General features: G+C 69.9%; 12 protein-coding genes. 9 read left to right on the top strand and 3 right to left on the bottom strand.

The window, feature by feature from the left end; translation table 11 throughout:
• The first annotated feature begins 56 nt into the window (after positions 1-56).
• The 5 genes from FJ091_13945 to aroC are packed head-to-tail and all read left to right on the top strand — an operon-like array spanning position 57 to position 4,732.
• The gene (locus FJ091_13945) at positions 57-1,454 is read left to right on the top strand and encodes a M23 family metallopeptidase (GenBank protein ID MBM4384452.1); all 1,398 of its coding nucleotides are present in this window, start codon (positions 57-59) and stop codon (positions 1,452-1,454) included.
• Positions 1,451-2,170: a DNA/RNA nuclease SfsA gene (gene sfsA, locus FJ091_13940; GenBank protein ID MBM4384451.1), complete on the top strand. Its 720-nt coding sequence runs from the start codon at positions 1,451-1,453 to the stop codon at positions 2,168-2,170. Before FJ091_13945 ends, sfsA begins: the two co-directional genes overlap by 4 nt.
• Positions 2,167-3,219 (top strand): A/G-specific adenine glycosylase, encoded by a 1,053-nt coding sequence (gene mutY / locus FJ091_13935; protein MBM4384450.1) that lies wholly within the window; start codon positions 2,167-2,169, stop codon positions 3,217-3,219. The genes sfsA and mutY overlap by 4 nt, the downstream gene beginning before the upstream one ends.
• Positions 3,212-3,610, top strand: a complete 399-nt coding sequence (locus FJ091_13930) for a Smr/MutS family protein (protein MBM4384449.1) — start codon at positions 3,212-3,214, stop codon at positions 3,608-3,610. Before mutY ends, FJ091_13930 begins: the two co-directional genes overlap by 8 nt.
• Positions 3,611-3,640: 30 nt before the next feature.
• Complete coding sequence (gene aroC, locus FJ091_13925) at positions 3,641-4,732, top strand: chorismate synthase (GenBank protein MBM4384448.1); 1,092 nt, start codon at positions 3,641-3,643, stop codon at positions 4,730-4,732.
• A 270-nt stretch (positions 4,733-5,002) separates the two neighbouring features.
• On the opposite strand, the gene hflX is transcribed toward aroC, so the two are convergent.
• The 3 genes from hflX to FJ091_13910 form a co-directional block, all read right to left on the bottom strand.
• Entirely contained in the window at positions 5,003-6,478 is a 1,476-nt protein-coding gene (gene hflX / locus FJ091_13920) for a GTPase HflX (GenBank protein ID MBM4384447.1), read from the bottom strand.
• A 160-nt stretch (positions 6,479-6,638) separates the two neighbouring features.
• Positions 6,639-8,261 carry an ABC-F family ATP-binding cassette domain-containing protein gene (locus FJ091_13915; GenBank protein MBM4384446.1) on the bottom strand — a complete coding sequence of 541 codons (1,623 nt, stop codon included), beginning with the start codon at positions 8,259-8,261 and terminating at the stop codon, positions 6,639-6,641.
• A 54-nt stretch (positions 8,262-8,315) separates the two neighbouring features.
• Positions 8,316-9,539, bottom strand: coding sequence for a hypothetical protein (locus FJ091_13910; protein ID MBM4384445.1), 1,224 nt, complete (start codon positions 9,537-9,539; stop codon positions 8,316-8,318).
• Between the two features lie 135 nt (positions 9,540-9,674).
• Here FJ091_13910 and FJ091_13905 point away from each other — a divergent pair, with 135 nt between their 5' ends.
• The 4 genes from FJ091_13905 to FJ091_13890 all read left to right on the top strand — a co-directional run bounded on the left by FJ091_13905 (position 9,675) and on the right by FJ091_13890 (position 12,545).
• Positions 9,675-11,210, top strand: a complete 1,536-nt coding sequence (locus tag FJ091_13905) for an aldehyde dehydrogenase family protein (GenBank protein ID MBM4384444.1) — start codon at positions 9,675-9,677, stop codon at positions 11,208-11,210.
• A 26-nt stretch (positions 11,211-11,236) separates the two neighbouring features.
• Positions 11,237-11,479 carry a hypothetical protein gene (locus FJ091_13900; protein MBM4384443.1) on the top strand — a complete coding sequence of 81 codons (243 nt, stop codon included), beginning with the start codon at positions 11,237-11,239 and terminating at the stop codon, positions 11,477-11,479.
• Positions 11,480-11,498: 19 nt separating this feature from the next.
• Entirely contained in the window at positions 11,499-11,996 is a 498-nt protein-coding gene (locus tag FJ091_13895) for a hypothetical protein (GenBank protein MBM4384442.1), read from the top strand.
• Between the two features lie 141 nt (positions 11,997-12,137).
• Positions 12,138-12,545, top strand: coding sequence for a heme-binding protein (locus FJ091_13890; protein ID MBM4384441.1), 408 nt, complete (start codon positions 12,138-12,140; stop codon positions 12,543-12,545).

Below are 12,545 nucleotides of genomic sequence, written 5' to 3'. Positions count from 1 at the left end.
AACGCTCGCGACGCGCCGAGCCGGTCCGTACGTTGCGCGCCGGGTGGGGGTGGGTCGTGGGACGCATCGTGTTGATCGTGCTCTTGCTGCTGCTCGCGGGCAGCGGAGTGTTCGGGTGGATTCGCGGGGAAGGCGCGGCGCCGGTGATTACGGCGCCCGAAGGCGTCGACCTCGGCCGCGCGGCGAAGGTGCTCGAGGTGCGCGCGGAGGACGCGGGCTCGGGCGTGCGCAGCCTGCGCGCGGTGCTGCGCAGCGCCGAGGGCGAGCGCGAGCTTGGCGCGATCGACGTGGCGGGCGGGTTGTTACGGGGCGGCGCCGAGCCGCGCGAGGCAGCGGCGCTCGCGCTCACGCTCGATGCGAAGGAGCTCGGCCTGAAGGAAGGCGACGCATTCCTCGTGGTCGAGGCGCGCGACTGGTCGCTGCGCGGAATGCTGAAGGGCAACGCGGCGACGCTCGAGATCCCGGTGCGCGTCGATCTGCGCCCACCCCGCGTCGCGATCTCGAACGGCATCACGTACCTGAAGCGCACCGGCAGCGGCGCGGTTTACTACTCCGTCACGGACGACGCGGTGAGCGACGGCGTCGAGGTGGGCGATCGCACGTATCGCGGCTGGCCGCGCAAGGGCGGCGCGCCGACGGACCGCATCGCGCTGTTCGCGATCGCGCGCGATCAGGGGCCCGACGCGGGGCCGCGCGTGATCGCGGAGGATCGCGCGGGCAACCGCGCGGCGGTGGGCTGGTCGACCGACATCAAGGACGCCGCGTTCGCCGACACGCCGATCGAGCTCGGGCCGAACTTCATGGACGCGAAGATTCCCGAGCTCGCCGACGAGCTCGGCTACGACCGCAGCGATCTCGTCGCGGCGTTTCAGCAGATCAACACGGAGGAGCGCGCGAAGAACGAGGCGCGCATTCGCGAGATCGTCGCGAAGTCGGGCAGCGAGCGGCTCTTCGACGGCGTGTTCGCGCCGATGCGCAACGCACAAGTCACGAGCAAGTTCGCCGAGCACCGCACTTACAGTTATCAGGGAAAGCAGGTTTCCGAGGCGATCCACTATGGCTTCGACCTCGCCTCCACTGCCGGCGCGCCGATCGAGGCGGGCAACCGCGGGCGCGTGCTCTTCGCCGGCCCACTCGGCATCTACGGCAACACCGTGATCCTCGACCACGGCCTCGGCCTCACCTCGCTCTACGGCCACCTCGCGCAGATCGACGTGCAGGAAGATCAGCTGATCGAGAAGGGCGCGCGCATCGGACGCTCGGGCAAGACCGGCCTCGCGGGCGGCGACCACCTGCACTTCGCCATTCTCGTCGGGAGCACGTACGTCGACCCGGTCGAGTGGTGGGACGCGAAGTGGGTGCGCGAGAAGATCGACGAAGTGGGCGGCATTGCGCCCGAGCCGGCGGCGGAATCGCCCGCACCCGCGGCGGCCGCAGCGGCGGCGAAGTCATAACAAGCGCGCGCGTCGCGCTTCCGCCCACCTTCGAGGCGCGGCTCGTGCGCCGCTACAAGCGCTTCTTCGCGGACGTGGAGCGCGCGCCGGGCGACGTCGTCACGGCGCACTGCGCGAACCCGGGCAGCATGCTCCGCCTCCTCGAAGCCGGCGCGCGCGTGCGCTGCTCCACGAGCGCGGATCCGAAGCGCAAGCTCGCGCACTCGCTCGAGCTGCTCGAAGCGCGCGGCGCCTGGGTGGTGGTGAACACCGCGCGCGCGAACCCGCTCGCGCGCGCGGCGCTCGAGTGCGGCGCGCTGCCCGAGCTGCGCGGCTACCGCGAGCTGCGCGCGGAGGCGGTAGCCGCTCCCGGTGCGCGCCTCGATTTCGCGCTGGCGCAGCACGAGCGCGGAGAGCCCGACGCGTGGGTCGAGGTCAAGAGCGTCACGCTGTCGCGGCGCGCGGGGCTCGCGGAGTTCCCCGACGCCGTGACGGAGCGCGGGCGCAAGCACGTCGAGCTGCTCGCCGCGCTCGCAAAGCGCGGCGCGAGCGCGGTGCTGCTGTTCATCGTGCAGCGCGGCGACTGCGACGCGGTGGCGCCCGCGGACGACATCGACGCCGCGTACGGCCGCGCGCTGCGCGAAGCCGCCGCGCAGGGCGTGCTCGTGCGCGCGCTCGGCGCGCAGGTGACGACGCGCGAGCTGCGCATCGCGCGCGAGCTGCCGGTGCTGCTGTGAGCGAGCTGCGCCGCGCGCTGCTGGCTTGGTATCGGCGCCACAAGCGCGATCTGCCGTGGCGGCGCACGCGCGATCCGTACGCGATCTGGCTCAGCGAGACGATGCTGCAGCAGACGCGCGTCGAGACGGTGATCCCGTACTACTCGCGCTTCCTCGAGCGCTTCCCCAGCGTGTACGCGCTCGCGAGCGCGGACATCGACGACGTGACGCAGCTGTGGAGCGGCCTCGGTTACTACTCCCGCGCTCGCAACCTGCACGCCGCCGCGCAGAAGATCGTGCGCGAGCACGCCAGCGAGCTGCCGAGCGAGGTCGAAGCGCTGCGCGAGCTGCCCGGCGTCGGCCGCTACACCGCCGGCGCGGTCGCCTCGATCGCGTTCGACCGCCCCGCGCCGATCGTCGACGGCAACGTCGCCCGCGTGCTCTCGCGCGTGCTCGATCTGCGCGAGGACGTAACGACTCCCAGCGTGCAGAAGCGCCTTTGGGAAGAGGCCGAGGCGCTCGCACGCGGACCCGCGCCCGGCGATCTCAACCAAGCGCTGATGGAGCTCGGTGCGCTCGTGTGCACGCCGCGCGCGCCGAAGTGCCTGGTGTGTCCGCTGCGCGAGATGTGCCGCGGCCTCGCGGCAGGCGACCCCGAGGCGCTGCCGGTGAAGGCGAAGAAGGCGGCGCCGAAGCGCATCGAGGCCGTGTGCGCCGTCGTGATGCGCGCCGAGAAGCTGCTCGCGGTGCGGCGTCCGCCGGAGGGGCTGCTCGGCGGGCTTTGGGATCTGCCCGGCGGTGAGCTCGCGAAGGGCGAGCCGCCGCGGAGTGCGCTCGAGCGCGCGCTGCGCGAGAAGCTCGGCATCGAGTTGTCAGGCGTCGCGGCTCTCGGCGCGGTGCAGCATCAGTTCACGCACCGCACGCTGGCGCTCCACGTCTTTCGCGCCGAGGCGAAGCCGGGACGCATCGCGCGGCGCGAGTACGACGCGCACCGCTGGGTGACGCGCGGCGCGTTCACACGGCTCGGCCTCAGCACTGTGGCGCGCAAAGCGCTTGCGCGAAGTGAGTGACGCAGCTCGCAGCGGCTTCTCGCTCGAGATCGCCGGCGAGAGCGTGCGTGCGCTCGGTCCGGGTGTCGACGCGAAGCACTTGAAGCGCCTCGCGCGCGGCGAAGTCGCGATCGACGTGGAGATCGAGCTGCACGGAAAGAACGCAGCCGCCGCGAAGCGCCTCGTGAGCGACACGCTGCACGAGATGATGCGCGCGGGCGAGCGCTGCGCGCGCATCGTGCACGGGCGCGGGCGACACTCGGAAGCGGGGCCCGTGTTGAAGGCGGGCGTGCTCGACTGGCTCACGGCGCCGCCGCTGGCCGCGTTCGTGCTGTGCTTCTGCACCGCGCCACCCGAAGAAGGCGGCGCGGGCGCGACGCTCGTGCTGCTGCGCCGCGTTCGGCCCGCGTGATCGCGCGCGAGAAGCGCGTATCTTGCGCCGATGGCATCGAGCTTCGGCACGCTGTTCCGCATCAGCACCTTCGGCGAATCGCACGGCGGCGCCGTGGGTGTGGTCGTCGACGGCTGCCCGCCGCGGCTCGCGCTCGATGCGACCGACGTGCAGCGCGATCTCGATCGCCGGCGCCCGGGACAGAACCGCTTCACGACCCCGCGCCAAGAAGAAGATCGCGTCGAGATCGTGTCGGGCGTGTTCGAGGGCCGAACGCTCGGCTCGCCGATCGCGATGATCGTGCGCAACACGGACGCGCGGCCTGCGGCGTACGAGGACATGAAGGATCTCTTCCGCCCCTCGCACGCGGACTTCACCTACGAGGCGAAGTACGGCCTGCGCAATTGGCAGGGCGGCGGACGCGCGAGCGCGCGCGAGACGATCGGCCGCGTCGCTGCAGCCGCGGTCGCGCGCAAGTTGTTACGGGAGGCCGCTGGCGTCGAGGTGCTCGCCTGGGTCGCGCGCGTGCAGAACATCGAGGCGAAGGTGGACCCGAGCGCGCTCACGCTCGCGCAGGTGGAGGCGAGCGCGGTGCGCTGTCCGGACGCGAACGCCTCGCAGCGGATGGAAGATGCGATCGACGCAGCGCGTCGGCGGCAGGACTCGCTCGGCGGAGTGGTGCGCTGCATCGCGCGCGGCGTTCCTGCCGGCCTCGGCGAGCCCGTGTTCGACAAGCTCGATGCGGACCTCGCGAAGGCGATGCTCTCGCTGCCCGCCGCGAAGGGCTTCGAGATCGGCAGCGGCTTCGCCGGCACGCTGCTCACCGGCAGCGAGCACAACGACGCGTTCGTGCCCGGCGCGGGCGGCCAGCCGCGCACCGCGACGAATCGCAGCGGCGGCGTGCAGGGCGGCATCAGCAACGGCGAGCACATCGAGCTCGCGGTCGCGTTCAAGCCGACCGCGACGATCGGGATCGAGCAGAGCACCGTGAACCGTAACAACGAGGCGACGACGCTCGCGGCTTCGGGGCGCCACGATCCGTGCGTACTGCCGCGCGCGGTGCCGATGGTGGAGGCGATGACGCTGCTCGTGCTCGCGGATCACTGGCTGCGGCAGCGGGCGGTGGACGTTTTGCCGCGCTGAAGTGCGCTCGTTCGTGGCGGCGCTACGGGCCGGGGGCGGGGGCCGCTGCGGCTCATGGCTCGCTGGCGGCCGCTCTTGGTGGGCGTTTCGCTGGGCTTGGGCGAACGGCGATGCGTCCGGGTGTTGCGCTGCACGGTGATCGCGGCCGAGCTGCGCTTGACTTCGCCTCCGCGGCCCCCGCCCCCGGCCCTTCGCTCTTGCTTTGCGGCTCGCTGAGCAGGTTGGGTGGGGGTGGGTGAATCTCAGCCGGCGGTTGACGCCGGCTGAGATTCACTTTTGGTTGGTTGGCTTGCGGGTTTTTTTTGCCGGGAGAGCGGCCTTGAGGCGTGCGATGGCTTCGGGAGCGCCTTTGACGCGCAAGTGGGTGCCGTCGGATTCGTGGGCTTCGGAGATGACGCGTGTGTGGGCGTGCGCTTCTGCGGCGACTTTGCTGAGGCTGTAGGGGACGACGAGGTCGGCTTCTTCCATGCCCTGCTCGAAGTGCGCGGCGATGGTGGCGCGGAGGTGCGCGATGTCGGCTTTGTCGCGGCTCGAGAGCAGCAGCGCGTTGGGGTGCTCGCTTGTTAGGCGCTCGCGCTCTTCGGGCGCCACGCGGTCGGACTTGTTCAGCACGAGCAGGCGTGGGCTCTCGTCGGCGCCGATCTCGTGCAGGACGTCGCGCGTGACGTCGATCTGCGCGGGGAACGCCGCGTCGGACGCGTCGACGACGTGCACGAGCAGGTCGCACTCGCGCGCTTCGTCGAGCGTCGAGCGGAAGCTCGCGACGAGATCGTGCGGGAGCTTCTTGATGAAGCCGACCGTGTCCGAGACGAGGATGCGCGGGTTGGTCTCGGGCTGAAGCGCGCGCACGGTCGTGTCGAGCGTCGCGAACAGCTTGTCTTGCACGAGCACCTCGGTGCCCGTGAGCGCGCGCATCCAGCTCGACTTGCCCGCGTTCGTGTAGCCCACGAGCGCGACCTTGTTGAGCTCGCTGCGGCGCTTCCTACGCGTCGTCGACTCGCGCTCGATCGCAGCCAGCTCTTGGCGCAGCTCGGCGATGCGGTCGCGAATCTTGCGGCGATCGAGCTCGGCGGAGCTTTCGCCGGGCCCCTTGCCCGCGAGCCCGCCGCCCTGACGGTCTTCGCCCATTCCGGTCTCGCGCAGGCGCGGCGCCACGTACTGGAGGCGCGCGATCTCGACTTGCAGCTTCGCCTCGCGGCTGCGCGCGTGGCGCTGGAAGATCGCGAGGATCACGCCGCTGCGGTCGATCACCTCCGCGTCGCACGCCTTCTCGAGATTGCGCGCCTGCGAAGGCGAGAGGTCGTGGTCGACCAGCACGACGTCGGCGCGCTCGTGCTTGGGCAGCGGCTTCGCCTGCGCGCTCGCGTCCTCCGCGCGCTCGGGCTCTCGCTCCTCTCCGCGCGCTTCGTCCTCCGCGTCCGCAGCGACTTCGCCGCGCAGCTCGCGCTCGCGCTCGGCGCGCTCTTCCTTCTGCTTCTTCGTGAGCGGCGGCCCGACGTACACGTCGCCCGATCCACCCGTCCAGCGCGAAAGCTCTTTGAGCTTCCCCTCGCCGACGACCACGCCGGGCGCGAGGCGCGAACGCTTCTGCGTCACGCGGCCGATGATCTCGAGCCCGAGCGTCTTGCCGAGCCGCGAGATCTCTTCGAGCGACGACGCGAACTCGCCGTCCGTAACACCTTGGACTTGTACGCCGAGGATGACGGCGCGCGACGAAGGCTTCGCCGTATCGAACAGCTGACTCATCTGGAACCTCGTGCGCGCTCGCTCGACTCGCCCTGCGAGGAGCCTCCGCGCGCTTCGCTGCGATGCGTTGCTTGGGAGGAGCTAGCTCTGGCTTCGCAGCAGTTTCATGGTCCCACTCCGGTCCGAGGCGGCGGCAAGATAGGCGCGATCGCGGATCGCGCTAACTGCGCATCCCCGGCGCTTCGTGGCCGCTCGCTGCGACGTACTCGGCGTAGCCGCCGCCGTAGACGCGCACGCCGCCGCCGTCGAGCTCGAGCACGCGGTTCGTGAGCGCGGTCAGGAAGTGACGGTCGTGCGAGACCAGCAGCAGCGTGCCCTCGTAGCCGGCGAGCGCCTGGATCAGCATCTGCTTCGTCCACACGTCGAGGTGATTCGTGGGCTCGTCGAGCACGAGAAAGTTCGGCGGGTCGTAGAGCATGCGGGCGAGCACGAGGCGCGCCTTCTCGCCGCCTGACAACAGGCGCACGCGCTTCTCGATGTCGTCGCCCGAGAAGCCGAAGCAGCCCGCGAGCGTGCGCAGCGAGCCGATCGACGCGTTCGGATACGTCTCGTGCAGCGAGTCCCACACCGAGTGGCCCTGCTCGAGCAGCTCCATCGAGTGCTGCGCGAAGTAACCGAGCTTCACCGACGCCCCGAGCGTGACTGCACCGCCGTCGGGCCGCGCTTCGCCGACGACCATCTTCAAGAGCGTCGACTTGCCCGCGCCGTTCGCGCCCATCACGCACCAGCGCTCCCTGCGGCGAATCAACAAGTCGAGGCCGTCGAAGATCCGGCGCGCGCCGTACGCCTTGCTCACCGCGGCGAGGCGCGCGACGTCGTCGCCCGAGCGCGGCGGCGTGGGAAAGTCGAACTGAATCGTCTCGCGCTTCTTGGGCGGCTCCACCTTCTCGATCTTCTCGATGCGCTTGATGCGCGACTGCACCTGCGCCGCATGGCTCGCGCGCGCCTTGAAGCGCTCGATGAAGGCCTGCTCCTTCGCGAGCATCGCCTGCTGACGCGCGAACTGAGCGGCCTGCTCGCGCGCGGCGAGCTCGCGCTGTCGCTCGTAGAAGTCGTAGTTGCCCGAGTACGAGGTGAGCTCGCCCGAATCGATCTCGACGATCTTGCCGACCATGCGGTTCAAGAACTCGCGATCGTGCGAGGTCATCACGAGCGCGCCGGAAAATGCGCGCAGCCAGCCCTCGAGCCAGAGGATCGACTCGAGGTCGAGATGGTTCGTGGGCTCGTCCAATAACAACGCGTCGGGCTGCATCACGAGAATGCGCGCGAGCGCGACGCGCATCTTCCACCCACCCGAGAGCGCGCCGATGTCGCCCGCGACCTGCTCCTCCGCGAAACCGAGCCCCGCGAGCACCTCGCGGGCGCGGGCTTCGAGCGCGTAGCCGCCCATCGACTCGAAGCGCGCGTGCACCTCGCCGTAGCGCTCGACGAGCGCATCGAGCTCGTCCGCGCGCTCGGGATCCGCCATCGCGGCTTCGAGCTCGTGCAGCTCGTGCGCGGCGGCCGAGAGCGGACCCGCGCCATCGAGCGTGGCCTCGAGCGCGCTCACGCCTTTCATCTCGCCCACGTCCTGGCTGAAGTACCCGACCGTGACGCCGCGATCGACCGCGATCTGCCCGTCGTCGGGCTCCTCGGCGCCCGTGATCAAGCGGAAGATCGTCGTCTTGCCCGCGCCGTTCGGCCCGACGAGCCCGACCTTCTCACCGCGATTGATTGCGGCGGAAGCTTCGAGGAAGAGAATCTGGTGGCCGTGGCGCTTCGAAACGCCGTCGATGCGAATCATGGGGCGCGCGAGATAGCGAGTGACTGGGGGACGCGCCCGCCGCTGCGAGCGCGGTCAGGCGCGGCGGCGCTTCGGCGCGGCGCGGCGCGGGCGTTCGGCCGGCAGCATCTCGCTCGCCGCGAGCGACTGCTCGATGAACGGCAGCACGCCGCGATCGCGCAGACCTAACACGTGGCCGCCCTGGAACCAGTGGATCGCGGGTCGGTTCCAGTGGCGCCAGAGCGCGCGCGCCTGGTCGGGGCGCGCGATGCGGTCGGCGACGCCGGCGTAGATGAAGCGGCCGGCGCGCGGAATCTTCGGCGTGAAGGCGAGCGGCGAGACGACGTGGGTGATCGCGCGCACGAGCTGCCAGTCGAGCGCGAAGTCGCGGTCGTAACGGCGCATGATCCACGGCTCGTTGTCCCGCGCGAGGCACGCGAAGTCGACGGCGGGGATGCCGGCGATCACGCAGCGCAGCTCGTCTTCGAGCGCGCTCACGATCGACGAGACGTAGCCGCCGAGCGAGATGCCGTAGAGCCCGATCTCTTCCGCGCCCTGCGCGCGCACCCACGAGATCGTGCGCCTCACGTCCCAAACTGCCTGCGCGAATAACAACACCATGCGCAGATAGTCGGGCGAGAGCACCTCGCCGCCGCTCATGCGTCCGCCCGCCCGCGGTCCGTGCAGCGGGAGGATCGGGAAGATCAGGTTGAGGCCGAGCTTCTCGTGGAGGAAGCGCGCCGGGAACCCGAAGAAGTTCACGAGCGGCGATCCCATCGCGAAACCGTGCACGCACACGAGCCACGGCCGCGGCTCCTTGTGGCGCATCACGTACGCGTGCGCGGTGCCGTTCTCGGGGTGCGCCTGCCAGCGCTCGCCGCCGGGCTCGGAGTCGTGCGGCTCGAAGCCGCTGTCCCACGAAAGGTGCTCGAAGCGCGTCGGCGCGATGCCGGGCCGCACCCACACCGAGCTCTCGCGCGAATCGACCTCACGCAGCTTCGGCGGGCGCCGGTGATACGGCAGCGGATCTTCGAGCCAGCCGCGCTCTGCGTAGAACGCGTGCGCCGCCTGGGCTTCCTCGACCATGCGGCGAACGAGTTGCGGCAGCGGCACCCCCGTCAACAGCGAAGTCATCAGGGTGAAACCGCGATCGAGAGCGCCGTGCGCGAGCAGCCCGAGGCGCGGCTCGAGCGGCGGCACTTCGGCGTAGGGCGAGGTGCGGCGCAGCGAGCCGACGATCTCGCCCACGAACTCGCCAGCTTGCTGCAGCGGCAGCGTGATCAAGCGTTCCAGCGCCATGGCCCCTCGGAGTTCGTGCAGGCTGGCCCCTTGCGGGAAATGGGTCAACCCCGGCGGCCAGCGCGGCAACGCATCGGCAAGTCCGTGGCCGCGTCGCAGGGTTATCGTGCTCGTCTTCTCTTCAGGAGATCTCTCATGGCCATCGTCGAAGCCGTCGCCACCCCGGGCCCGCGCCGCCGCTACCGCGCGCTCAGCCCCGCCTCGCTCGCCCCGATCGGCGAGTTCGAGTGCGCGAGCGCGGAGGACGTGCGCGCAGCCGTCGAGCGCGCGCGCAAGGCGCAGGCCGCCTGGGGCGAGCTGCCCGTGAAGGAGCGCACGCAGTACCTGTGGCGCCTGCTCGACCAGTTCGTCGCGCGCCAGGACGAAGTGATCGACGCCGTGATCGCCGAGACCGGCAAAGCGCGCAGCGAAGCGATCAGCATGGAGGTGTTCGCGACCTGCGACGCGATCACTTATTACGCCAAGCGCGCGCCGAAGTTCCTCGCGCCGGAGAAGTGCGGCATCCACGGCGTGATGGGCTTCGCGAAGAAGCTGAAGCTCGTCTACAAGCCGCTCGGCGTCGTCGGCCTGATCACCCCGTGGAACGGGCCCATCGTGCTCGCGGTGAATCCGCTCGTGCAGGCCGTCGTCGCCGGCAACGCCGTGCTGCACAAGCCGAGCGAGGTGACGCCGTTCTCCGCCCTACTCATCAAGCGCTTCACCGAAGACGCGGGCTGGCCCGCCGATCTTTATCAGGTGCTGCAGGGCGACGGCGCGACGGGCGCTGCGTTGATCGAGAGCGGCGTGAACAAGATCTCGTTCACCGGCAGCGTCGCGACGGGACGCAAGGTCGCCGAAGCCTGCGGGCGGAACCTGATTCCTTGCACGCTCGAGCTCGGCGGCAAGGACGCGATGATCGTGTGCGCCGACGCCGACCTCGATCGCGCGGCGCAGGGCGCGCTGATCGGCTCGTGCATGAACACGGGCCACTACTGCTGCGGCACCGAACGCATCTACGTCGACGACGCGGTGTACGAGCCGTTCGTCGCGAAGGTCGTCGAGGGCGCGAAGAAGCTGCGCCAGAGCGACACCGGCGAGTTCGACGTCGGCGCGGTGTTCTGGGACAAGCAGATGTCGATCATCGAGCGCCACATGGACGACGCGGTCGCGAAGGGCGCGAAGGTGCTCGTCGGCGGCCGCCGCAACCCCGCGCTGAAGGGCCTCTACTACGAGCCGACCGTCGTAGTCGACGTGAACCACTCGATGGACCTAATGACTCAGGAGACGTTCGGCCCGGTCGTGGCGATCCAGCGCGTGAAGAGCGAAGAAGAAGCGATCGCGCTCGCGAACGACTCCGACTACGGCCTCAACGGCAACGTGTGGACCACCGACACGGCGCGGGGCGAGCGCATCGCCGCGCGCATCGAGACGGGCGGCGTGTGCGTGAACGACATGGCGATGACCTACGGCGTGCCCGAAGCGCCATTCGGCGGCGTGAAGACGAGCGGCATCGGCGCCGTGAACGGCGCGCAGGGGCTTCGTAACTACTGCCACGCCCAGCCGATCCTCGCCGACCGCAAAGGCAAAGGCCCGATTCAGGGTGGCTACCCGTACACGCGCAAAGGCGAAGACGGCACGCAGAAGTTCATCCGCATGCTGTTCGGCACGAAGCTCGGGAGATGGTTCGCCTGAGAAGGTGCGAGGCGTAAGCTGAGCCCATGAGCGAGAGCGAGAAAAAGCCGGAACGCGCGAGCGAGAAGGATCGCGAGCACATGCGCCAGATCGGGGAAGCGAAGCGCCGGTTCGCGCGCGAGAGCAAGCCGCCGGCGTCGCTCGCCGAGATGTTCGCGCGGATGGAGGAGATCGAAGCACGACTCGGCGAGTTCGCGAAACCTGGTGTGCCCGGCGGCGAGCGCGAGTTAGGTTCTTCTCTTGCTTACTCGCAGCGCCGTGGGGCGTAGCGCTCTCGATTCGATCGGAGTGTTGCTCGAACGCGAGGCGAAGAGGTGGCTGCTCTTCGGAGATCTCGCCGCAAACCGGTACAGAGCACAGACGCAGCTCACCGGCGAAACGGAGCTGCTCGTCGAGTCCGCCGCGTTCAGCTCCCCCAGCTTCGGGGCTGTGCTCGAAGCCCAAGGTTGGGGCCTCTACCGAGTCTCACCTGACGGGGACGTGAAGCGATTCATGCACCGAGAGTTCGGATGTGCGGATCTCATCGTCCAGCGGACCGCGTTCGAGCAAGACGCGCTTTCGAGAGCAGCACACGAGCTCCTCCCGAGCGGACTCTCAGTGCCAGTTCCCTCGAGAGAGGACGCGATCCTTTGCAAGCTCATCGCCGGCAGAGCGAGAGACCTTGCAGACATCGAGTCGATTCTCGATTCGAGCCCAGCTCTCGACGAGGCGTACATCGAACGGCATGGGGCACCGCTCGGCCTTTTGGATACGTGGCGCAAGCTGCTCACAGCTTCGCGAGCGTGACACGCAGCTCGCCCCCAGCATCCGACGCCTCGACCCAGATCGAGGCCCCGCATGCTCACCGCCCGCATCACGTTCGGCGTCGCGCTCTTCCTCGCGCTCTCGCTCAGCGCGCTCATCTCGCAGGCGAACGCTCAGGAAGCACTGCCCACCAAGCCCGTGCTCACGCTCGATGCCGCGCGGCGCGTAGCGCATGCGGCCGAGGAGGAGGCGAAGCGGCGCGGGCTCGGCGTCGTGGTCGCGGTGATGGACGACTCGGGCACGCTGGTCGTGCTGGAGCGGCTCGACGACACGCAGATCGCGAGCGTCGACGTCGCGATCGCGAAGGCGCGCACCGCCGCGATCTTCCGCCGGCCGAGCGGCGTGTTCGAGGACCAGGTGAAGAACGGCCGCGTCGCGGCGCTCGCGCTGCCTGGAGCCGCGGCGCTGCGCGGTGGTGTCCCGCTCAGTCATCAGGGCCGCGTGATCGGCTCGATCGGAGTCTCGGGCGACTCACCCACCGTGGACGAAGAGATCGCGCTCGCGGGTGCTGCGGCGCTCGCCGCGAACTGA

The organism is Deltaproteobacteria bacterium (genome assembly GCA_016875395.1).
GTDB lineage: Bacteria > Myxococcota_A > UBA9160 > UBA9160 > UBA6930 > VGRF01.
Note: the sequence above shows the minus strand (reverse complement) of the source record. Positions and strands in the feature narration are given on the sequence as shown.